This is a genomic window from Bacillus sp. JJ1122, assembly GCF_036964885.1.
Taxonomy (GTDB): domain Bacteria; phylum Bacillota; class Bacilli; order Bacillales; family Cytobacillaceae; genus Mesobacillus.
Map to the genome: position 1 here is coordinate 47,002 of NZ_JBALQL010000042.1, position 23,641 is coordinate 70,642.

The window sequence follows — 23,641 nt, forward strand, 5'->3', positions numbered from 1 at the left end:
ACTACAATCAACAGGGTTTTAAAATCAACAGTCAGCCAGAGCCTAATAAAAAATTATTACCTATCCCTATACCCTTAATCTGCTCAATTTATTACTTGTAAATTAGCTTATCCTTTTTGTTCATTTAAAAATCTGCAGTTTGATTATTTTGCTTGTAACTTAATTCACACAAAGTTAATTGAAATAGTGTATTATATTTTTTAAGATGTAATGGGATGATTGCGTGTTTTTTTATATGAAGCTTAAATAGAGAATATGTTATTTTAGGGGGAAAGATTAGCATGGGACAAGTTAAAAAGGACTCCAGGGAGACATTTTTGTTTGCAGCATGGGCTACCTCTATCCTAGCCATTTTTGGCAGTCTGTATTTTTCAGAAATACGACAGTATGAACCTTGCCTGCTTTGCTGGTACCAGCGAATATTGATGTATCCATTTGCTTTAATACTCGGAATAGCCGTTGTTAAAAAGGATTATCGAATTACCCTGTATACGATGGCTATGTCAGCTGTTGGTGCGATGATTTCTATTTACCACTACTCGCTGCAAAAGGTTCCATTCATGGCCGACAATGCCGTTACATGCGGCAGGGTTCCATGTACGGGCCAATATATTAACTGGCTTGGTTTTATTACGATCCCATTCCTCGCACTTTCGGCTTTTGTCATTATATTTACATTAAGCATGATCATCTGGAAGAAGACTAAGGAGGCAGAATGATTTGAAAAAGGTAATCATATTTTTAGTCATCATTATTGGTTTATTTGCAGCATTATTTTTTGTAAATAAAGCACAAAATGAGGAAAGCTCAGAGGGCAATCCATTTGGAAAAGAATCCTTGCACCCTGAGACAGTAAAACAACTCGATGATCCAAATTATCAAAATATCATCACACCGGACGAGCTTGAAGAAATCATTAAAAATGGTGAAGATGCAACTGTATATTTTTATAGTCCTACTTGCCCTCACTGTGTACGAACAACACCTATTGTATCTCCTCTAGCTAAGGAAATGGATGTGAACCTCGTAAAATTTAATTTGCTTGAGTTTGAAGAAGGATGGAATAATTACGGTATTGAATCCACACCGACCATAGTCCAATACAAGGATGGCAAAGAAGTGAACCGTATTGTCGGCTACCAGGAAGAACCCGTATTTAAACAATGGTTTAATGAGAATAGTAAATAATTGATGCCCCCACACCTTTTCTAGGCGCTGGGGTCTGGCCAACAGAAAAAACGCCTGCTTCGTCAAGCAGGCGTTTCGTTTGTTCTTAATTAAATTGGCAGAGGGATTAAGCCCTTACAAAAGCAGTCGATTAGCAGGTTTCGTATAAGCGCTTATATACTCTAAATGGACATGCTTTGTGTCTGAGAACTGGTTGTAATTGAATGGAAAACATATCCCGAAATCTGTCAATGTCTGAACATTCCTGCGGAACATGGATTGATATTTTTCCGGAATATGGCCAGACTCCAAAATAGAGATTAACGTGTGCATGCTTGTGATGACTTTAAAAGCATCTCCAAGTGTACTGAATCTCTCGAATTGCTCAGGTCTTGTATGTAATACTTCAAGCCGTTCAAATTCCTGTATATCTTCATCATTGAAATATAACGGAAAAATATCAGTGTAAAAATACCTGGCCAGTTCCAAAATTTTCTCTTCTTGTCCGGGTGTAGACGCAAAAACAATTTTCAATGCTGGACCCACCTTTTTATAACCCTTTGTAATCTGTTCGTAATATATACATTTAGAATAACATATCTGTCCTCTGTAAAAGGATGGTAATTATGACCATGATGGCGGTAAAAGTTGACAAAATCACAATGGAATGGAAACACTTTAAATAATAAATATACATGTCAGGAGAATTATATGATTCAATCAAACAAAAAAGGTGATTGGTTTGAAATCATCCTTCCAGCTGAGTGGGAAAAGTATACTCTCGAGTCCCTTTTCAAAGATTTTTGGCAAGCTCCCAAGAAATTAGTCCATACATATCGTATGGAAAAAAAGGTTCGCATCAATGGCAAAAGTCCCGACTGGACACTCCCTTTAGTAAAAGGGGAACGTTTGCAGCTTAACCTCTTTGTTGAGGAAGAGATGACTGTGGTGCCGGACTACCATAATGTTGTGATTATTTTTGAAGATGACCATTTGATTGTTTTCAATAAGCCCGCCGGAATGGATACACATCCAAATGAACCCGAACAGACAGGGACACTTGCCAATGCAGCAGCCTTCCATATGCAGGGAAATGGCGAACCTGGCCGGCCTCGTCATGTGCACAGGCTTGATCGTGATACGACTGGAGCGGTTCTATTTGCCAAAAATGCTTTAATTGGTGCCATACTTGATAAAATGCTTGAAGATCGTCATATCAAAAGAACCTACCTTGCCCTTGCAGATGGAATCATCCGCCAAAATAAAGGAACAATCGATAAGCCGATTGGCCGTGACCGGCACCATCCAACTAGAAGAAGAGTGTCAGAAACTGGTCAAAAAGCCATCACACATTTTAAAGTTTTAGATCGATTTAAACAAAAATACTTAACTCTGCTGCAATGTTCTCTCGATACTGGCAGGACTCATCAAATCCGTGTGCATTTCAGTCATCTCGGCCATCCGCTTGCTGGAGATTCCTTATATGAAGGCAGCACAGAATTTAATCGGCAGGCATTGCATGCAGTCAAACTAGAATTGGTCCATCCATTTACACAGGAAAAAATCGTATGCCATGCACCTTTTATCGACCAGCCGCCCATTTTCTTTAATATAAATCCTTACGATATCTAAAAAACGGAGCCGGAAAATGTTTCCGGCTCCGTTTTTGATTTCAAGGCACTTTACCAAAAAAAAATCCTTCCGATTGTTCGGAAGGATTTTTTTTGATTAATGACGGTCAGTTCTACGCATGCTGCGCATTACTAGGCTGACAATGAATACTAATGCAATTGCACCAATCAATGCTGGGATAATCGCAAAGTCAGCAACTACAGGACCCCAATCTCCAAGGATTGCTTGTCCAATCCAAGCACCAATAAAACCTGCAATAATGTTACCAATTACTCCACCTGGAATGTCTCTTCCAAGTATTAATCCTGCTAACCATCCAATAATACCACCAATAATTAATGCCCAAAGAAAACTCATCATTTGTTTTTCCTCCTTAAAATTGTAGATGTAATGTTATCAAGTAGTAGAAGTGCTAAGGGATTTTACACCCTTTTTCAAAGAGTTCAACTGCAGTGATTATTAAAATTAGGCTGCACTGAAAGTGTTTGCTTCCCGGGAGCATTTCAGCTTGCTCTAATCTTAACTTACCTCTTTACCGATGTTTTTAAACCAAGTTTTTTCTGCAGCCTTCCAAGCAGTGATTCTAGGATTGAACTACCGTCCACCCTTGTTGCTGCTGCTTGTACACCTACATTACCACCTATAACAGAAGTTAAAACCTGAAGGTAAAAAAAAGCTCCATAAAGCATTTTGTCCATGCAGTAGTTTCAACTCTTATTTTTAATGTATCCAAATTTAAAAATAAAAAACGGGCCGATTAAATTCAGCCCGTTAAAAAATGCTTATTTATAAAAAAGCCATATAACTAAAAATCAATATGGTCAGGATCTGCACCAAAACGCTGATTTTGATTTAGAGCGTCAATCATTTCCATCTCTGTTTGAGTTAATTCAAAATCAAAAATATCAGCATTTTCTTTTAGCCTTGAGGGATTGACCGATTTTGGAATAGCAATGATTTGATTCTGGAGATGCCATCTTAATATTACCTGGGCGGAGGATTTATTATGGTTATCAGCTATTTTCTTTAAAGTTGGCTCATCCAGGAACCTTCCTCTTGAAAGTGGTGACCATGCCTCAACCTTGATGCCATGCAGCTGGCAAAGTCCACGGAGATCTTCTTGTGATAGCAATGGGTGCAGTTCGACCTGATTGACTACTGGCTTCTCTTCGCTATGCATAAGCAAGTCTTCGAGATGATGTATCTTAAAATTACTTACCCCGATTGCTCTTACCCTGCCTTCTCTATATAATTTCTCCAAAGCACGCCAAGTTTCTATATACTTGCCTTTCACTGGCCAATGAACGAGATAGAGGTCCAGATAATCCAGTCCGAGCTTTTCCATGCTTGTTTCAAAAGCCCTCAAAGTTGAATCGAATCCCTGGTCAGCATTCCATACCTTTGTTGTAATAAACAATTCTTCTCTTGGTATACCGCTGGCACGGATCGCCCTTCCAACTCCCTCCTCATTCATGTAAAACGAGGCTGTATCAATAAGACGATACCCTATATTTAATGCATTCTTGATCGTTTCATCAATTTGGCTTCCCTCTTCTACTTTATACACACCTAGACCGAGAGCCGGAATTTTCACTCCATTATGTAAAACCACTTTATCAAAAATAGTCGCCATGATCGATCTCCCTCCTTTCGCCTATTTTATCCCTTGGAGGTCTTTTAGTACAATAAAGAGGCTGCCTAACCAGGCAGCCGCTGATCTATATGAACGGCTTTTGGGCCGAAGTTTTCTTAATCTTCATTACTGATATTGGGTCATTTCCCGTCAAAATTTTGTCCTAAACAGCGAATAAGCCCAATTTTTTAAAAATGGGCTCAGCTACATAAAATCGTTTACATTCCCTTCAAAAAAGGTATGAAGTATTAACTGGCTGTTAATTGTAAAAATATAAACATCGCTAATATTAAGATTTTGTAAATTTTTCATCAAACATCTTCATATTTCGACAGCTTTCGGATAAAATTAATTTCGCTCTAAAATATTTTATTTGGATAAATGTGGGGGTTACACTATGGTTTTCAGGAAAAAAGACAAATTCGCAGTCTTGCTTACGGACATCTCAGTGAATTTAAAGGAAAGCAGTGAATATTTTGCTGATTTCAAGCTTAACAATGCAAGCGATCTAAAGATTTTCACTGAAAAAATGAAGGATATGGAAACAAAAGGTGACAGCATGATGCATGAAGTCATCATGGAATTGAACAACGCTTTCATTACACCTATTGAAAGAGAAGATATTCTTGCCCTATCAATGAGCATGGACGATGTTCTTGATGGTATGGAGCACTGCGCTAACCTATTCGATATGTACTCAATTACAAAAGCAGACGACTTCATGCTACAGTTCGTTTCAGCAATCAAGAGTGCATCTTTCGAAATCGAACAAGCAGTACAGTTGCTGACAACAAAAAAATTGAAGCAGATCAGGGAACATGCAATCCGAATAAAGGATCTTGAATCTAAATGTGATGGTGTACTACGCCAATCAATTAAGCATCTATTTTCAGTTGAAAAAGACCCAATCCGAATTATTCAATACAAAGAAATTTATGAAGGTCTTGAAGAAATCGCAGACAGCTGCCAGGATGTTGCAAACACCCTTGAGAGCATTGTCATGAAAAACGCGTAAGGAGCCTGAAAAATGGATGTAGTATTTATCATAACAGCGTTAATTGTCATCTTTGCATTGGCATTTGACTTTATCAACGGTTTTCACGACACCGCTAATGCCATCGCCACCTCAGTATCCACAAAGGCTTTGAAGCCTCGCCATGCCATTCTTATGGCGGCTATCATGAACTTTGTTGGTGCAATGACTTTTACGGGAGTAGCAAAAACAATTACTAAAGACATTGTGGATCCATTCACTTTACAAAATGGTTCACTCGTAATCCTTGCAGCGTTAATCGCCGCTATTTTCTGGAATCTTTTAACTTGGTATTATGGCATCCCAAGCAGCTCATCACATGCCATCATTGGTTCAATTGCTGGTGCGGCCATTGCTGCAGCAGGACTTGATGCCCTTAACTACACAGGTTTCTTGAAGATTATCCAGGCTTTGATTTTTTCACCGCTTCTTGCATTTGTAATTGGTTACATTATTTACAGCATATTCAAGGTTGTCTTTAAAAATAATAATCTTGCCAAGACAAACAGGAATTTCCGATATTTCCAGATCGCAACAGCGGCATTGCAATCATTCACACACGGAACGAATGATGCTCAAAAAGCGATGGGAATCATCACCATGGCATTGATCGCAAATGGATTCCATTCTACAGATGACATACCATTCTGGGTTCAATTATCATGTGCGATCGCTATGGGTCTTGGTACTTCCGTCGGCGGATGGAAAATCATTAAAACTGTTGGCGGCAACATCATGAAAATCCGTCCTGTTAATGGAGTAGCAGCAGATTTAACAGGAGCCATGGTTATTTTCGGAGCTACATTTATCCACTTGCCAGTTAGTACAACCCATGTCATTTCTTCAGGGATCCTTGGGGTAGGTACTGCACACAGAGTAAAGGGTGTTAAATGGACAACTGCCCAGCGCATGATCATTACATGGGTTATCACACTGCCGATTTCCGCGACGGTTGCGGCTATATCTTACTTTATTTTAAATGCTATTTTTTAATATATGAAAAGCCCAAGGATCAACTCCTTGGGCTTTTTAATGCTTTATTAGATGCTGTCAATAGCACCAATCAATCTCTTCTCAATGTCCGCAGCAATCGTCTGCAGCTCTTCATCTTCAACAAGTTTAATCAATTCAGTAGGTTTTGGAAGGCCAACCTTTGTTGAACCATTCTCTTTGTATACTACAATTTTACATGGAAGGAAATAGCTTACAAGCGGGCTTTTCTCAAGGACCCGCTTCGCCTCATGCGGATTGCAGACCTCAAGGATCATGTAATCCCCATCAAGTTCTACACCTTTTCCAGCAAGCGTTTCCTTCATATTAAGAGACCATAGGACACCAAACTTTTCATTTTTCAGGCTGGCTTCGAGTGCTGAAACCGCCTCATTCAAAGACTTATCTACTTCAACTGTATAATGGAACATGCGTATCTCTCCTCTCTTTTAGAAAAGTACCTCAAAATAACAGGCAATAAACCTCTATAGGTATCCTTAATATTGTGCCATATTAAAAAACCGCCGTACACAAATTTGCATCCCGGCGGCCGTATTGATGGGTTTCACCTTTCCTGAAGCTCTGAAATTTCCACTGTTGACCTTTCCTCTAAAGGTCCTCGCAGATGAACAGTAGCAGTCCTTCCATCTTCGTTCAGCTGGTCAATCCAAACCGAAGCTCCATTATAAACAACATCAATTTCACCAGATGATGACAGGATTTGTTTCACTCTTTTAGCATCCATGTTCCCTTACCTCCACAATCATTTTCTCTCTATTTTTTGTGGATGTAGTACTTTTTATTCAAAACTCTCGCAACAGTTTTCTTCTTATGGAAATATCTTTATCATATTGCTTGTTCATTACAGCTGAAATCAATATAGTGCCAAAACCACACTGAACTTTAACATAGCACTAACAACATGTAAATTATTTCTGTTACCCTCCTGCTAATAACCTTAACGTAATGAAAAGGATTACGTTAAAATAGAAGATGACCTTCATTCACTTAATATAAGGAATTCGCAAATAAAAGGGGTGGAAATTATGCCTGATTGGTCTTATCATCCAATGTTTAGGCCCTGGCTGACACGTTTGCCTGGTAATTCAGGCCGAGAATTCATCCATAAAGGAATGTCCATGATAGCCAATATTCCTGGCGGGACCTATTTTATTGAATTTCTTGGCCATATGGCTCCCTCAGAAAAATTAACAAAGAACTTGTTCGGTTTTGAATTTCGAAGCCCGATTGGACTAAGTGGAATAATAGATCCCCAGCTTTCTGGAATCCAAGCATTTCCTCATCTCGGCTTTGGATTCATTGAAATCGGGCCGATAACATCCTTGCCATCTTTACCTGATGCAGCGACATTTATTTCTCCAAAAGATTCTGCCCTTGTTTTACCCGAAAAAACAGAGTCGATAGGGTTAGAGGATACCATCAGCAGGTTAAAAAAGCTGCGAAAGCATCAACATCCACTTTTGATCAGGCTAGGCGAACTGGAGGCTGCCACTGAAAAATTGGCTAATTCAGGAAATATATTTGTTATTGGACTAGAACTCATTGAAAGCAAACTGGAATTAGCTTGTTTAAAACAAATTTTAGGTAACAAACCTGTTCTTATTGCCATTAAACATAATCAGACAGCTGAAAGCTTGCCTAAGCTTAAGGCGTTAAGTACCTTGGCAAGCGGAATCGTGATTGATGAGGCTGTTTTTTTAGAAAAAGGAAAAAGAAAGGTTCCCTTAAAACAGAAAGATGAAATGCTTGATGCTCTCACACTGCTAAAAAATGAGATTGATCTTCCATTGATCACCTCTGGCGGGATTTTAGAACCGTCTGACGGCCTTGCACTTTTAACAGGAGGAGCAGAATTGATCTGTCTGACAGGAGGCTATGTCGACACAGGACCGGGGCTGCCTAAAAGAATCCATGAAGCCTTGCTGGATACAAGGCAAAAAGCAATTAAAGAAGTTCCCGGGTGGATTTGGTTTTGGCTTTTTGGATTGTTCATCCTCCTTGGCGGTACGATTGCGTTATTTTTCAGTTTAACGAAGGTGATCCTTTTTTATGATGAAGCGTTTATGCAAATGAGCAGACTGGAATTAATGGCATTGAACCCTAATCTCTACAAATTCATGTCTCACGACCGTATGACTCTTGCTGGAACAATGATTTCTGGAGGATTTATTTATATGCAGCTGGCGAGGCATGGCATTCGGTATGGAATTCACTGGGCAAAAAGGGCTTTCATTATTGCGGCCATCGTCGGATTCCTGGGAATCTTGCTTTTCATCGGGTTTGGATATTTCGATTGGCTTCATGGCTTGTTCTGGCTCATTCTCCTTCCGCTTTACATTGTCGGTTACAGGAAAACCAGTCTAGCCCATCAACCACCAACTTCTAAAAACCGTACAAACCATTGCTTTTGGAAAAAAGCAGTATATGGACAGCTGATGTTTGTCATGCTCGGATTTTCTTTTGTCCTCGGCGGAGCTGTCATATCGTCAATCGGAGCAACGGATGTCTTTGTGGATACCGATCTACAATACATTTGCATGACACCGGGGCAAATGAATGAACTAAACGAAAAACTTATACCAGTCATAGCCCATGACCGTGCCGGTTTTGGCAGCGCGCTTTTAAGTGTCGGCTTACTGGTGTTAATGCTGGGGTTATGGGGATTTCATGAAGGGGCTTCCTGGATGTGGAGAACATTTCTTTTTGGCGGCATTCCCGCATTCACAACAGGGATCCTTACGCATTTATATATTGGGTATATCGATTTTATTCACCTGCTCCCTGCTTATTTTGCACTTGCCATGTATGTAGCTGGATTGTGGCTGTCTAAAGATTTTTTTATGAAAGAATATGAGAAGTCCGCATAACAATGTTTTTCTATTAGATGGGGAATACTATTGAAAAGGCTCATTTGAGTCTTTTTTTATTTAGTTTATTTTCTATATTTAATGTATTGGCAGCTTCTTTTTAAAATTGCCTCTTGTAAACTCTGTTAAAAACGAATATTATATTATTTGTGTTTAAAATCGTTCGTATTTTTGGAGGTACTTTAATGTTTAAATTGAAAGAGAACAACACGAATGTAAAAACAGAAATGTTGGCCGGTATTACCACATTTTTCACGATGGTCTATATCGTTGTCGTTAATCCAATCATCCTGGCTGATGCCGGTGTTCCTTTTGAACAGGTTTTTACAGCAACAATCATTGCTGCTGTAATTGGTACTCTATGGATGGCTTTGTTTGCTAATTATCCGATTGCTATTGCTCCAGGGATGGGGCTGAACGCTTACTTTGCCTATTCTGTCGTTGGCAATCATCAAAACATTACGTATGAAACAGCATTTGCTGCCGTTTTTATCGCAGGTTTACTATTCGTCATCCTTTCCCTCACATCTTTCAGGGAAAAGTTAATAGAAGCGATCCCAGTTAATTTAAAGCACGGCATCACTGCCGGAATTGGTCTTTTCATTGCCTTTATCGGTCTTCGCTTAACTGGAATTGTGGCAGATCATCCGACAAACCTGGTTGCTCTTGGTGATCTGCACTCACCATCTGCATTGCTTGCTTTGGCAGGTCTTGCGATTACACTTGTGCTTTTGATGCTCAATATCAATGGTGCGTTATTCTTTGGTATGGTGATTACCGGAATTATCGCCTTCGCAACAGGTCAATTGAATTTCTACCAAGGTTTCATGTCTCTCCCTTCACTTCCTGAAGGCATGATTGTGCTGAACCCTTGGACAGCCTTAATGGATGTTGTCCATAACAGCTTATATGCAGTTGTCTTTTCTTTCATCCTTGTTACTATTTTTGATACAACAGGAACGATGATCGGAGTTGCCCACCAGGCAGGTCTGATGAAGGGCGATTCAATGCCAAGAGCAAGAGAGGCCTTGCTATCCGACTCTGTCGCTACAGCTGTAGGTGCAATGTTCGGAACCAGCCCAACCACTGCTTACATTGAATCTTCATCAGGTGTAGCTGCGGGCGGACGCACAGGGCTGACTTCACTGACAGTAGCAGTTTTATTCATTGTTGCAGCATTCTTTGGCCCTCTTGTTGGAGCAGTCTCCGGCTTGGCTGCCATCACTGCTCCAGCACTGATCATTGTCGGCAGCTTAATGATGGGCAGCATCTCAAAGATTAACTGGAACGAGCTAGATGAAGCTTTCCCGGCTTTCTTGATCATTTTGAGCATGCCGCTAACTTCCAGCATCGCAACGGGAATTGCCCTTGGCTTCATCTCTTATCCTTTGCTAAAAGTAGTAAAAGGAAGATGGCGCGAGGTTCATCCTTTGCTTTATATCTTCGCAGTGCTGTTCTTCTATCAGCTCGCTTTTTTACCGCATTAATAATTGAACCCGCATTTAAGCGGGTTCTTTTTTTATAGATTGTTCTAATGCTTGTCTTTTTTCATAAAAATAACTAATGGAAGATGGACAAGGCAGGTGATCATTTTGTTAGGAAAGATTTTAGCTGTATTGGTCGGCAGCTTATTATTGGGCATTGGTGTCAATGGATTTTTGGTGCCGCATCATCTACTGGATGGGGGAATGATTGGACTGGGATTGATCATTCACTATTTTTATGGCTGGCCCACTGGATTGACAATCATAATATTAAGCATTCCTCTCTATTTATTAGCCTGGTTTCTGGAAAGAAAGTACTTTTTCCACAGTCTCCATGGATTAATGGTGTCCAGTTTGTTCATTGATCTGTTCGCTCCGGCTGAAAAAGGACTGGATCTTGGTGTCCTGCCAAGTGCAATTATAGGCGGTGTACTTGTAGGCTGTGGGATTGGACTAATGCTCCGCCATGAAACAAGTACTGGCGGAACCGATTTGCTGGCTCAGTTAATCAATAAATTCGTCTCGGTCAATGTAGGTGTACTGATCTTTGCTATAGATGGACTGGTAATTTTATCTGGCTTGAAGGTGATCGGGATGGAGAAATTCTCTTATTCACTCTTGACCATCATCTGTGTAGGGTTGATGACCTCTTTATGTGTTATTAAGCGGGAACAGCTAATATAGCTGTTGTGAGGATTAGAATTTTTTGCTCAATAGTGGATTTCAGTTTGTTTGTGATTCTTGAGTGGAAGGTAAAAAAAACATGAAAAAGCCAGCCAATTTAATTTGGCTGGCTACTTTTATATCCATGTTTTCATTTAAGCTTCTGCCTCAATCTTTGCATTCATATCCCCATAGACAGATGAATCGATTTCTTTTGTGATTCTGCTGGTCAGAATACCGGATGTCATCGATCCGCTGACGTTGACTGCAGTACGCCCCATGTCAATCAATGGTTCGATTGATATCAGCAACCCTGCAAGCGCAATCGGAAGATTCAGAGCAGAAAGCACAAGCAATGCGGCAAACGTCGCTCCTCCGCCAACTCCAGCAACACCGAACGAGCTGATGGCTACAATCGCGATTACCGTTGCAATGAATGATGGCGTTAGTGGATCAATGCCCACTGTCGGCGCAATCATGACTGCAAGCATCGCTGGATAAATCCCGGCGCAGCCGTTTTGGCCGATTGATAAACCGAATGAACCAGCAAAGTTGGCAATCCCTTCTGGCACTCCAAGTGATCTTTGCGTTTTAATGTTCAATGGCAATGCCCCTGCGATTGTTCTTGATGTAAAAGCAAAAGCGAGTACCGGGAATGCCTTTTTAATATAAGTTACCGGGTTCAGTCCGGCAATTGTCAGCAGCAGCAAGTGGATAATGAACATGATTGCGAGTGCCACATATGAGGCAGCAACAAATTTTCCAAGTTTAAGAATGGCATCGAAATCACTTAATGCTACTGTTTTGGTCATGATTGCAAGGACCCCATAAGGAGTCAGGCGCAAGATCAGTGTAACAACCCTCATGATAACAGCGTAGAATGCATCTACAATTTTCGCGAAAAGTTCAGCTTGTTCAGGCGATTTCCTTCTTACACCAATGTAGGCAATTCCCAAGAACGCTGCGAAAATCACGACCGAGATGGTGGAAGTCGGACGTGCACCCGTGAAGTCCAGGAACGGATTGGCCGGAAGAAGATCAATAATCTGCTGGGGCATGGTGCGGCCTTCAATTCCACCATACGTCTGCTCAAGCTGATCTGCGCGGGCCTGTTCGGCATCGCCCTGGGTAATCTGAACAGCTTCAAGATCAAAGCCTACTGCTGTCGCAATCCCAACAGCGGCGGCCACTGCTGTTGTACCAACAAGCAAGCCAAGGATCAGTGTGCTGATTTTTCCGATATTATTTGTAAGCTTTAATTTTGTAAAAGCGGCAAGTATTGAAATGAACACTAGCGGCATTACGACCATCTGCAAGAATTTCACATAGCCGCTGCCAACAAGGCTGAACCAATCAGCACTTTTTGCAATTACCTCAGAGCCAGCTCCATAAATAAATTGTAAGGCAAAGCCAAACACTACTCCAATTCCAAGTGCAATGAAAACTCGTTTTGAAAAAGATACATGTTTCTTTTGCATGTAAAAAAGACCGGCAATGATGACAAGCATAATGGCAATATTTAAAATAACAAGTCCAGTTGTCACGGGTTTTCCCTCCTATAAGTATCATATTGAACAATATAATACATGTATTCCTATGCGTCAACTCGGAATTATTTTTCTCCTTCCTCAAAAAGATTAATATAATCATATTTATGAAAAACTTAAATGTTCCATGCCTGTTAAAATATTTATTTACTTCGATAATCAGACTGACTTACACTCCCCTATCTTTAGGGCACCCAGAGGTACGCCTTTCAGATAAGAAAAAAGCGGCGCTCGGCCGCTTTTCTATTTTAAATCTCTATTGAAGATAAAGTCGCTGCCTGAACTGGCAATGATACGGTAAAGGTACTTCCCTTCCCATATTCTGAGTCGACTTTTATCTCACCGTTATGAAACTGAATGATTTCCTTGACGATTGCAAGGCCCAGACCTGTTCCGCCTATCGACCTGCGATCGGAATTATCCACCCGGTAGAATTTTTCAAACAACTTATCCATTGCTTCCGGCGGAATACCAAGCCCTTCATCTTTAATTTCTATATTCACCTGACCATCTTTTTCGTATAAAGCGATCCTTACTTCTCCTCCATTCGGAGAATATTTGATCGCATTATGAACAAGGTTGGTAAGCGCCTGCTCCATTTTCTCCCTGTCACCGAGGATTTTGTCGCTGCCACCGGCTAAGTCGAGGATAAATTCATGCTTATCTGATTGAACCTTTTGTAGATCAATCACTTTATTAATAATTGGCAGTAATTCGATCTCCACGCTTTCGTAGGATTGCTTTCCTGCCTCCATCCTCTGGATATCAAGAAAATCATTTATTAGGGCAGTCAGCCGCCCTGCTTCGTTGTAGATAGTTGTTAAATATTTCTTCTGGCGATCAGGTTTTAATTCCCTCGTCAAAATCAGCTCGGTAAAACCAAGGATGCTTGCAAGCGGTGTCCTAAGCTCATGGCTAACGGTGCTGACAAATTCGGATTTAATCCTGTCGACCTCGAACTCTTTCGTAATATTGCGATGGACAAAGATTGTTCCTAGTTTTGCATTCCCATGGAATAATCCCTCACAGTAAACCTTGTACACCAGCCCGCTATTGCTCTTATAAACGTAATGGCGGTCAGAGGAAGAAAAACGATCAAGACTGGATACTTCTTTTCTTAAAAAATCGATAAATTCATCTGATTCACCAATATGCTTTGAAAGCAATCCAGTCCATTCTTCCCATGAACAGCCTCCCATTTTCTGAAGCCGGTCAGGACAGCCAAACATTTCACAGAACTGCTTATTGACCTGAAGGATAGTACCATCCGTATTGACCAGCTGGACCCCTTCCTGAATTGTATCGAGAATGTCCTGGTTCAACCGCCTGTTTTCTTCAGATTTTTGGTACAGGCTGATTTTATCTAATGCAATCCCAATGTTTTTAGAAAGAGCCTCGTACTCTTCCATTTTCCTTAACTCAAAAGGAGCATCTGAACGGCTGAACGCCATAACGGCTATCAATTTTTGACCGGATAAAAAGACTGGAAGATATAGGTCATATGAATGCAACTTATTTGTGTGAAATCCTTTTTCTTCTTCCCTTGAATCCCTTTTCAAAATAAAAGGTTTTCGATCCATCTGGAGCCTTTCAACAATTCCACTGAATAATAAATTGCTTCTGAATTGCCTTACACCATCTGATGAGATGCCATAGGATGCATACGAATCGTCATCAATGAACGCAATGATTCCTTTTTCAGCGCCAATGATCGGGCACATGTTCATGACGACACTTTCCAATACTTCCTGCTTATCCAGAGAATTGGCTATCTTGTTAATGAGTTCATTGCGGCTGTTGAGTCTTGATTCATTGCCTTTCACAATTTCGAGTGCTTCCTGAAGCTCGAGCTGCTGGGCATGCAGCTCATCCTGCTGGGCCGTCAGCTCTTCATTCTGTGCCAGGAGGTTTTGTTCATTCTCCTGAATACTTGCTACCATGCTATTAAAAGCAACAGAGAGGATTCCAAGCTCATCGTTACGCTCGGAATCCACTTCAATGACAGCGTCCCTTCCACTTGCAATCTCATTTGCAGCTGATGCAAAGCTTGCCAGCGGATGAGCGATTTCACTGAACATGATTCTGGTGATCCGGAGCAGCACAATTAAAAATACGAGAATGAAAGATACAAAACCAATCTGCATATAGGACTGTATTTTGCTCAGTTCCTGAGAATTTTGATCGATTTGTTTGTCGATTTCTTTGATATAGCCCTTAATTTCACTCTTAAAACTATTGATCCTATAAGTTGCACCCGAATTCGCTATTTCAACGACAGCATCATAATTCCCACTCTCGTAGTTTGCTAGTGTATTAGGCAAAGTGGAAACAAAATAGTAATCAGTAAATAATATAATTTGGTCAAGGAATTTCCGATCCTGGTAATCAGATGCTATTTCTCCAAACTGGCTAGTCAGTTCCCTTATCTTAGGCTCATTATTGAGCGCACGTTTTTTAAAATCCTTATTTCCGATAGCAATGTAACCTCGGATATCCATAAAAGTCAGGTTAAAATCCTCACTGATTTCCTGGATAAGGCGTTCCTTCTGCACAAGCTCCTTGTTTTTTTCAGTGTAGGTCTGATTGAGATCATGAAAGGAATATAACATGATTACAGCCAGAATCAAAAAAGCGGCGATAAATACACTCATCAAGAAAATAAACCGCTGTACAAGGCTGTTCTTCTTAAACAATTTTTTATTCATGCAGGACGTCTCTCACTTTATCAAGTAATTCAACAGGGCTGAAGGGTTTCGCTATAAAATAATCCGCACCCGCCCCAATGGCTTTTTCTTGTTCTGACAGCTGGCTTTTAGCAGAAAGCATTAAAATGGGAACGGCCTTGTTCATGCCTTCCTGCCTTACTTTCTCAATCACTTCAATACCTGAATAACCAGGCATCATATAGTCGATGATTACCAGATCATATTGGCTCTGCTCTAAAAATACCAGAGCAGCCTGGCCATCCTCTGCTTCCACAACTTGATATTCTTCTTCTTCGAGAGTATCAATGATCAGCATTCTTAAAATTTCATCATCCTCAGCCAGCAAAATCCGTTTCACTGGTTATCCCCCTTACTGCGGGCATTCTTGAAAGTTTCTTTCATGATGCCGTATGAATTCTTCTCCCGTTCGTAAAACTGAGGCTGCTCCCATTCCTCCCAAATGTACCGAACACTATTTTTTAGTATCCCAGAATCATTGTTTGGAAGAATAGAAGTAACATTGCCTCCCACGATTGCTGCAGCTGTTATATGAATCCCTTCAATCTTTACACTTCCAGTAAGTCCACTTTCATAAAGATTGCCCATGATTTCCCTGGCACTTGGGTCTTTCACATTCAACAGCTGCCATGGGATGCGGATTTCAACAGTTTTGCGATCGTCGCTAATACTAATATCGGTAAGCGAATCAAATTTTTCATCAGAAGGATTGGCTGTTCCATATTTTAAAATGCCTGTTTCATAGGATTCAAAAGGAATTTTCCCATTCTCTCCCGGCAGGGTCATTTCTTTGTTAAGCGTCAGCATGATTGGATGGAAGATTCCATTGTTGTTCCGCTCTGCATATTTTTGTTCAGGAATCATTTTCAGCGTTTTCCCATATTGAAAATAATAAGGGTCGTAGTAGCTGTCTACGAGTAATTTGGATTGATCAGGTCCTGCCAGCTCGATTACAAAATCGACGCCAAAATCCGCCTTTAAGTTGATTCCATTTTTAAGCTTCAATTGTTGCTGCCCTTGTTCAGGCATGGTATCCAAGAACACATAATGGCTTTGCTTTTTCCAGTCCAGCGGTTTGGAAAAATCAAGGCGGAGATACAAGTGTGCTGCATCAGAAGCTGCAAATAATTGCCTCAAGTCACCTTTTGAGGACTTTGCTAGTGGCTGGATTGCTTTTTTATCCCAATCTTCTATACGTCCATCTACAAATATACTTGAACTCCGCTTCCCAGGCTCGAAGCTCATCAGTCCAAAGTTCTGCTCATTTGTCTGGCGGTTGGCCCAGTATGGGCGGCGATGTGGATTGTCATAATCCATCGTGTTCCAAGTCCTTTTAAACCATTCATCCTGCCAGGCGAACACGATTCCGCCTGCATAACCTTCCTCGACAATTGAATTAAACATTTTGCTATTCATTTCTCCCTGCTGCTTCTCGGTCAAAAATCCCTGATTCATTCCAGAAATATTCCGATGAGTCAGTCCCCTTGAAGATGGTACACCAAACTCAGCAACAAGGACTGGCATTGTATGTGCACTGATTAATTCGTGCAAATATCCTGCATAATGATTTGGAGTTCCTTTCCCATCCTTGTATTCAAGGTATTTCTTCTCGTAATTCAAAAAGTCTGGATAGTATGGGTAAATATGATAGGAGGCGAACATTCCCGCATTAAATCTCTTCGTTTTTTCAATATGGTTAGGATTCACTGATACCATATCCTCTGTTTCCAGGGGCTCACTCGGGTGATCAAGCAAATCCGTCGTAACCCAGTTCGTAAAGCTGAGCGTATGCTGCCAGCCGTATTGTGTTGTTTCATAACCCGCTGTGAAGTCCATCATTCTTGCCAGCCAGACTTCGAAAGGATCAGCATCCTTTGTAGTAAAATATCGGCCTGAAAGCTGATCCATTCCTTTATGAACATTGTTTGTATTAAGTACGGCTCCAGGGTCCCACTCAGTTCCAATGATAAACCCTAATACATATGGTGAAATATCATATTGATACACCCCTGATGCATGTCCTGGAGTTGGCTTTATATCTGCGTTTCCATGGACAATGTCCACCATCTGCTTCAATTCCCGCTTGAAATCATCCATGACATTACGGGAAAAAGCATCCTGGGAACCAACAAAGTTCTCTTCGTTCACCCAGGCACCATGAAAAAGGTATATAGGCTTTTCTGCCATCTGGTTATATTCATATAACGCCTCATAAAACGCTGGGGGATGCAGTGTATAAATCCTGATTGCATTTGCATTCATTCCCCCAATAAGCTTTAACCAGCGGAGGTACTCTTCCTTCGTAATGGCAGCCTCACCTGGGAATGCTCCTGGTTTTCCCATCCCGATATTGACACCTTTTATGAGGATCTTTTCCCATTTACCATCTTTTTGGATTTGAATGGAATCTGAATTGGTTTTGCTATTATATTGAACCCTTTCAGCCACTGCCATCTCTGGCATATGATTCTTTAGTTGCTTATGAAGCCCCTCCGCTAAGATTTCCTTCATCATTGGTACATACGTGCTCCAATAAAAAGAGTTCCTCCCACCCGTTATCTTCCTCCATGTTGATAAGCCTTCTGTTTGATAAATCTCCGGCACTTCGGCTTCATCTGCATAATCTCCGGCAAAATAATAGGAAGAGTACAGCTTATTCTTGTGGTGGATGACAGCCGGAAACGCCAGAGGAATCCCGTAAGATGCCAATTTTTCAATAGCCTGCGCTTTGACTGGCAGCTGATAATTTGCAAGAACCTCGCATTCATCTATTGGCTCAATAATATCGAACCAATACGTGTATTTCGAATTCAAGTCTGAGTTGAAGGTCTTTTCACCTTTCTGGGTTAGCAAAAATTCCAATCCTTCACCAACAATATCCTCTTTGCCAATTACAACGATGAAGTTTTCCTCGTTGACGAATACAAATCCAGCACCGGTAAAATTCCAGCCTCCAGTTTGGACTTTATATTGATCAATGATCCACTGCGGAACTTCTTTTCCATCCAAATCAGGAAAATAACGGCCAGTCCATCCGCTCCATTTTACATTCAACAGATTGGTCATCTGCTTCCTTACAGCTTCCTCTGTCGGACTCCCAAAAGTGTTGAATTCTGCGATCAGCGTCTTGTTTCCTTCGAGCAGAGCGTTCTCCAGCGTGGTTACATCCTCCTGCTGGAGGCCTCCATACAGTTGTTTCGACCTGCTGCCTGACTCATTAGGACCGTGAAATTCTTCTTCATATACTCCATATAGGTCGGCAAGATACACAACCTTGTATGGATCTAAATCATCTGGCAGCTTTCCGGCGGTATATGATTTTGCTTTTTCATGTTCAAAGCCAATATAATCATCTTCGGCTGAATATGGACTGCCGTTGCTTTTCCTATATTTCTCGTTGTTTAAAATCCAGGTAAGGCCTTTATGCTCACGAAAGCTTTTATCCGGGACGGTTTTATCGACAATCAAAAGGTCCAGGGTTTTCTCCGGCTTTAAGTACCAGAGCCAAAATGGGCTGGAAACAACAGCTACCACCAAGGATACAAGGATGAGAACAATCAGCTGAGGTTTATTTTCGAATATAGACTTCATTGAGATACACCTTTTCTTTTCATTTCTCCCCAGCCGTTTTCTCCTCTGATCATCTGCCATATACCCTGGCAGCGCCAAAAAACAGTCAGCGGACGATACCATAGCGTTTCTGTAAGCGAGTAAAAGAACAGCTTAAGCAAATCAGAAATCTTAGGATATTTTCTAAGACTCCATTCCTCCAGCAGGATCGCGAACGCGGAAAAAAGCGAGCCATACAAACAGGATAATAAAAATATTAATATCGCAAACTCAAGATAAATACCGCCTGCAAACAGTGAAAACAAAATATACAAGTACCCGGATAGTTCGACGATAGGACCGAAAAATTCAACAATCCAGAAATAAGGAAATGAAATAAAGCCAATCTGACGATACTTAGGATTCAGCATCAGCTTCCGGTGAATCCAAAGACTCTCGAACAATCCCCGATGCCATCGCCGCCTTTGCCTGCGCAAATACTTCATGCTCTCAGGAACCTCTGTCCAGCAGACTGGATCAGGTACATAGACAATTCGTTTCTTCGTTCCGGTTTCTTTTAGCAGCCGGTGAATGCGGACTACCAGCTCCATATCTTCTCCGACCGTATCGGTCCTGTAGCCTCCTGCCTGGACGACCCAGTGTTTCGAAAAGACTCCAAAGGCTCCGGAAATGATCAACAGCAAATTATGCCTGCTAAGCCCAATCCTGCCCATTAAGAAGGCACGCAAGTACTCGATTACCTGCATGATGACAAGTGGATTGTTTGATAGACCAATTTTCAGGACTTCGCCATTCCTGATTTCGCATCCATTAGCAATCCGTATGCTTCCTCCTGAGGCGATTACCTCTTCATTTGAATCAATGATCGGCTTCATTACTTTTAAAAATGCATCTCTTTCAAGGACCGAATCCCCATCCAGAGAACAGACATAAGGATAATGGGAAAAGTTCAGTCCAGCGTTGAGTGCATCTGCCTTTCCTCCATTATCCTTATCAATCAGGAACAGCGATGGCAGCACCTGAGATTGATAGACTTTTTTTATAGGTTTCGATTCTACCTGTTTACGAATTACTTTCTGAATTTCTTTCATATCATAATGGTCAATCAATCTCTCCATTGTGGAATCAGAGGAACCATCATTCACAACCACTATCTCGAATACAGGATAATTGATGCTAAGCAGAGAACGGATACTATGGACAATACCCGCTTCCTCATTATAAGCAGGTACAATGATCGACACCGGTTTTGTATAAATATCTTCTGTGTAGTCGCTGTAAGATTTATCCCGATCTAGTTTATATTCTTTCCTTAACTGTATGACTGAAATCAGCATGACAGCTGAATAAAATGTGATAACGACAAGCATGTATACCATGATAAACCACGCAAAATAAATACTGAGACTCTGCAAAAGATTCATGTCTGATAAACTCCTTTGTTGATCCATTCCCATGCCATGTCCCTGGCAAACGAATCATTGCTGTCAGACATAACCTCCTCCAGGACTTTTTTTCCTTGAGGAAACATTGTAATTGATTGGCCTGCCTGTGAGCGAACCCACCAGGATGAATCCTGAAGAAGCATTACCAGGTCAGGCAATGTCTTTTCAGCTTTCAGAACGCCTGCCAATTTGGCAGCAAGCATCCGTTCCTCCCAGTTTCCGGATTGAAATAATTGAAGGTACTGATCCAGCTTTCTCACATGCCCTATTGAAACAATTGCTTTTAATGACCTGACTCGTTCTTCTCCGGAACTAACTGAAAAGATCGTCTCCACAAAGTTTAAATAGTTTAATTCCTTTCTCAAGCCAGCAAGATCCAAGATCGCAAACTTAAGCTCTGGCTGGCAAGAATGATAGCCAAGCACAAATTGGTCAAAGCCATCTCTTTTCAGCCGGGACAGGATATTCCTGTACTCCAGGTATGACAGCTCCTTGTAATTCCCTGACAACAGATCAAATATCTCTGCAGATTGAAGCTGAGCTAAAATGGTCAGGACTCTGATTTTCTCTTCTTTCGTTATACGACTCCGGTTCAGCATGCTGATGATGTCTTCCTTAAGCCCTTCCATTTGAAAGGCTTCTATGTGAAAGAGGGCATTCATCCGCGAGCTCCACCTAAGGCTGCTCAGGCTTTTGCGATAGTAAGCAGTCAGCCTGCTTTCAGCCAGTTTATTAAGATTGTTTTTTTCTTCCGTACCCTCGAGGATTTCAGCATAATGGCTTAGTAATTCTTCAAGAGCCAGCTTCTTAACTTTAGTATCAGCTTGCAAAGAACGCAGGAACTCACCAGTGAGTACTGAATGGAGCATTTTATCATTCATTCTTGTTTTAAAATGCTCGATCCTCCTCCGTTGCCTGTTTTCCAAAGCCTTTCTGTAAATTAAATACACAAGCAAAAGAAGTAGAATGCCTGATAACAGGACAAAGGCTCCAACAAGAAATTCAATTTCATCTGTTATCATTTAAAACATCCTTTGAATCAGCCTTTGAATTCTTGCCTGAAGCTCTGTGATGCTGAATGGCTTTGTAACATAGTCATCAGCTCCAAGCTTTAGGGCCCGGGCAATATCGTATTCAGTCTTTCTGCCAGTTAGCATCAGGACATGCGCCCTGTCTGCATGTTCAGATTCCCTGACTCTTGTCAGGACTTCTATTCCATCCATGACCGGCATCACCCCATCAAGCACAAGAAAATGCTTCCCCTTTTCTTCCAGACGACCAGCTCCAAAGAATTTCTCGCCGTTTTCATAAGATTCTATATTCAGCAAAACCTTGCTGGTATCCAAATTTTCCAATACCCTTACAAGCAGAGTCCTGATAATCGTGTCATCATCTATCACAGAGACATTGAGAATTTTATGTTCAGGCTGAGCTGATTCATTTGCGCTTTTCACACACGCCCGGCCATTTTCCTTCGCTTCATATAAAGCCTGATCCGCCATTTTCAGGATTTCCAGACTTCCTTCCTCACGATTATCCACCATGTAGATCCCTGCGGAAAAACTTAAATTGAAAGAATCACCATGTTCATTAAAGGTAACCTTTGAAAATTCCTCCAGAATCCGTTTTACAACTTCCTTTGACTCTTCAGCAGTTGTCCGTGGAAACAAAATGACAAACTCTTCTCCGCCATACCTAAATACAATGTCAGTACTCCGGATGTTTTCCTTAAGGAATGCTGCAAAAACTTCCAGGACCTTATCGCCTGTAAGATGCCCGTAGCGATCATTAATCTGCTTAAAATAATCCAGATCAAGAAGCGATACAGAAAATGGAATACCAGTCCGCTCATACTCTTTTATGTTCCGTTCTAAAAGGTCAAATAAAAACCGGCGGTTATAAACCTGCGTTAATTCATCAATCAGTACTGATTGATCAAATATTTGCTTTCTTTGCAATTGACGGCTGATCCTGACAATGAATTCCTCAATATCAATCGGCTTTTCTATAAAATCATCAGCCCCCATTTCATAAGCATTCATTCTTGTTTTACGATCATTTTGTAAACTCGTGATCACCTTTGGGATGAATTGCTTATGGTTATGCCGCTGAATATCTACTAATAATTGAAAGCCATTTTTGGAAGGCAGATTGACGTCGAGTACCAGACAATCCGGCTGCAGGTCATAATATTGAGAAACTGCCTTTTCAGGCTCAGTATTTGTTATTACCATCCAGTCTTTTTCCTCCAATGACTCTTTTAAAAGAATCAGCATGGAAACATCATCATCAATAATTTGGATTAGAGGAACACTTCCGCAGCACGGCTCATCTTTTTCAACAGATGTATCATTAAAATGTTCGTAATCGTAGCTGAGACGGATCAGTTCAAAGAGAAAGTCCCTTAGTTCATTTTTAACCCACGGATGCTCCTCTCTTGATTCAAGCTGGGCAAGCAGCCTCGACGCTACAATCAGTAACCCTCCAAGCTGGACGGTGCCTGATGTGCCTTTAATGGAATGTAGAAAACGATAGACTTCTTCATATTCAACGAATTCATTAGTATCTGTATCGAACCATTGTGAAATTTGTTTCTTTATTTTTTCGAACAATAGTTTTTGATATTTTTCTAACGCCACTTTTCATACACCTCTCTGCTCACCAACATTAATCTTTAACCAAGTAAAAAGTTCTGTTGGAGTATGAACTACTAAAAAAACGACCTGACAATAGGCCGTATATATTGTAGGTTTTATTTTGATTATATATCAACAACAGATATGCTTGTCGACAATTTTCATCAATTTTATATTCCTTTTTATTCCTAAAATTTCGAGATAAATACTTACTTAAGCTAAAAAATATA

At 40.9% G+C, this 23,641-nt stretch carries 20 protein-coding genes; 8 read left to right on the top strand and 12 right to left on the bottom strand.

The genetic code is table 11. The features are described from left to right. Positions 1 to 281: 281 nt before the first annotated feature. Both V7201_RS20760 and V7201_RS20765 read left to right on the top strand, forming a co-directional pair. Complete coding sequence (locus V7201_RS20760; protein WP_335378666.1) at positions 282 to 719, top strand: disulfide oxidoreductase; 438 nt, start codon at positions 282 to 284, stop codon at positions 717 to 719. Position 720: 1 nt separating this feature from the next. Further along, complete coding sequence (locus tag V7201_RS20765; protein ID WP_335378667.1) at positions 721 to 1,188, top strand: thioredoxin family protein; 468 nt, start codon at positions 721 to 723, stop codon at positions 1,186 to 1,188. 114 nt (positions 1,189 to 1,302) lie between these two features. Here V7201_RS20765 and V7201_RS20770 read toward each other — a convergent pair whose 3' ends face one another. Then, positions 1,303 to 1,701, bottom strand: coding sequence for a YhcU family protein (locus V7201_RS20770; RefSeq protein WP_335378668.1), 399 nt, complete (start codon positions 1,699 to 1,701; stop codon positions 1,303 to 1,305). Between the two features lie 177 nt (positions 1,702 to 1,878). On the opposite strand from V7201_RS20770, the gene V7201_RS20775 reads away from it, so the two are divergent. Continuing rightward, entirely contained in the window at positions 1,879 to 2,799 is a 921-nt protein-coding gene (locus V7201_RS20775; RefSeq protein ID WP_335378669.1) for an RluA family pseudouridine synthase, read from the top strand. A 96-nt stretch (positions 2,800 to 2,895) separates the two neighbouring features. On the opposite strand, the gene V7201_RS20780 is transcribed toward V7201_RS20775, so the two are convergent. Then, positions 2,896 to 3,156 carry a GlsB/YeaQ/YmgE family stress response membrane protein gene (locus V7201_RS20780; protein WP_335378724.1) on the bottom strand — a complete coding sequence of 87 codons (261 nt, stop codon included), beginning with the start codon at positions 3,154 to 3,156 and terminating at the stop codon, positions 2,896 to 2,898. A gap of 448 nt (positions 3,157 to 3,604) precedes the next feature. Next, a complete protein-coding gene (locus V7201_RS20785) occupies positions 3,605 to 4,432 on the bottom strand; it encodes an aldo/keto reductase (protein ID WP_335378670.1) in 828 nt (275 codons plus the stop codon). A gap of 397 nt (positions 4,433 to 4,829) precedes the next feature. On the opposite strand from V7201_RS20785, the gene V7201_RS20790 reads away from it, so the two are divergent. Both V7201_RS20790 and V7201_RS20795 read left to right on the top strand, forming a co-directional pair. Beyond that, positions 4,830 to 5,447 (top strand): DUF47 domain-containing protein, encoded by a 618-nt coding sequence (locus V7201_RS20790; RefSeq protein ID WP_335378671.1) that lies wholly within the window; start codon positions 4,830 to 4,832, stop codon positions 5,445 to 5,447. Positions 5,448 to 5,459: 12 nt separating this feature from the next. Continuing rightward, the gene (locus V7201_RS20795) at positions 5,460 to 6,458 is read left to right on the top strand and encodes an inorganic phosphate transporter (RefSeq protein WP_335378672.1); all 999 of its coding nucleotides are present in this window, start codon (positions 5,460 to 5,462) and stop codon (positions 6,456 to 6,458) included. Between the two features lie 47 nt (positions 6,459 to 6,505). On the opposite strand, the gene V7201_RS20800 is transcribed toward V7201_RS20795, so the two are convergent. Together V7201_RS20800 and V7201_RS20805 are read right to left on the bottom strand one after the other, a co-directional pair. Continuing rightward, positions 6,506 to 6,886 carry a DUF302 domain-containing protein gene (locus tag V7201_RS20800; protein ID WP_335378673.1) on the bottom strand — a complete coding sequence of 127 codons (381 nt, stop codon included), beginning with the start codon at positions 6,884 to 6,886 and terminating at the stop codon, positions 6,506 to 6,508. A gap of 134 nt (positions 6,887 to 7,020) precedes the next feature. After that, the gene (locus tag V7201_RS20805) at positions 7,021 to 7,200 is read right to left on the bottom strand and encodes an H-type small acid-soluble spore protein (protein WP_335378674.1); all 180 of its coding nucleotides are present in this window, start codon (positions 7,198 to 7,200) and stop codon (positions 7,021 to 7,023) included. 301 nt (positions 7,201 to 7,501) lie between these two features. Here V7201_RS20805 and V7201_RS20810 point away from each other — a divergent pair, with 301 nt between their 5' ends. The 3 genes from V7201_RS20810 to V7201_RS20820 all read left to right on the top strand — a co-directional run bounded on the left by V7201_RS20810 (position 7,502) and on the right by V7201_RS20820 (position 11,511). After that, the gene (locus V7201_RS20810; RefSeq protein WP_335378675.1) at positions 7,502 to 9,343 is read left to right on the top strand and encodes a dihydroorotate dehydrogenase; all 1,842 of its coding nucleotides are present in this window, start codon (positions 7,502 to 7,504) and stop codon (positions 9,341 to 9,343) included. 185 nt (positions 9,344 to 9,528) lie between these two features. Next, positions 9,529 to 10,830, top strand: a complete 1,302-nt coding sequence (locus tag V7201_RS20815; protein WP_335378676.1) for an NCS2 family permease — start codon at positions 9,529 to 9,531, stop codon at positions 10,828 to 10,830. 105 nt (positions 10,831 to 10,935) lie between these two features. Next, positions 10,936 to 11,511, top strand: coding sequence for a YitT family protein (locus V7201_RS20820; protein WP_335378677.1), 576 nt, complete (start codon positions 10,936 to 10,938; stop codon positions 11,509 to 11,511). Positions 11,512 to 11,645: 134 nt separating this feature from the next. Here V7201_RS20820 and V7201_RS20825 read toward each other — a convergent pair whose 3' ends face one another. The 7 genes from V7201_RS20825 to V7201_RS20855 form a co-directional block, all read right to left on the bottom strand. Continuing rightward, positions 11,646 to 12,998: an L-cystine transporter gene (locus tag V7201_RS20825; protein WP_438825090.1), complete on the bottom strand. Its 1,353-nt coding sequence runs from the start codon at positions 12,996 to 12,998 to the stop codon at positions 11,646 to 11,648. A gap of 287 nt (positions 12,999 to 13,285) precedes the next feature. Then, positions 13,286 to 15,742 carry an ATP-binding protein gene (locus V7201_RS20830; protein WP_335378679.1) on the bottom strand — a complete coding sequence of 819 codons (2,457 nt, stop codon included), beginning with the start codon at positions 15,740 to 15,742 and terminating at the stop codon, positions 13,286 to 13,288. Next, positions 15,735 to 16,100: a response regulator transcription factor gene (locus V7201_RS20835; protein WP_335378680.1), complete on the bottom strand. Its 366-nt coding sequence runs from the start codon at positions 16,098 to 16,100 to the stop codon at positions 15,735 to 15,737. The genes V7201_RS20830 and V7201_RS20835 overlap by 8 nt, the downstream gene beginning before the upstream one ends. After that, a complete protein-coding gene (locus V7201_RS20840; RefSeq protein ID WP_335378681.1) occupies positions 16,097 to 19,351 on the bottom strand; it encodes a hypothetical protein in 3,255 nt (1,084 codons plus the stop codon). The genes V7201_RS20835 and V7201_RS20840 overlap by 4 nt, the downstream gene beginning before the upstream one ends. Continuing rightward, the gene (locus tag V7201_RS20845; protein ID WP_335378682.1) at positions 19,348 to 20,754 is read right to left on the bottom strand and encodes a glycosyltransferase family 2 protein; all 1,407 of its coding nucleotides are present in this window, start codon (positions 20,752 to 20,754) and stop codon (positions 19,348 to 19,350) included. Before V7201_RS20845 ends, V7201_RS20840 begins: the two co-directional genes overlap by 4 nt. Next, a complete protein-coding gene (locus V7201_RS20850; RefSeq protein ID WP_335378683.1) occupies positions 20,751 to 21,797 on the bottom strand; it encodes a HEAT repeat domain-containing protein in 1,047 nt (348 codons plus the stop codon). Before V7201_RS20850 ends, V7201_RS20845 begins: the two co-directional genes overlap by 4 nt. Next, positions 21,798 to 23,414, bottom strand: coding sequence for a GGDEF domain-containing response regulator (locus V7201_RS20855; RefSeq protein ID WP_335378684.1), 1,617 nt, complete (start codon positions 23,412 to 23,414; stop codon positions 21,798 to 21,800). Positions 23,415 to 23,641: the final 227 nt, after the last annotated feature.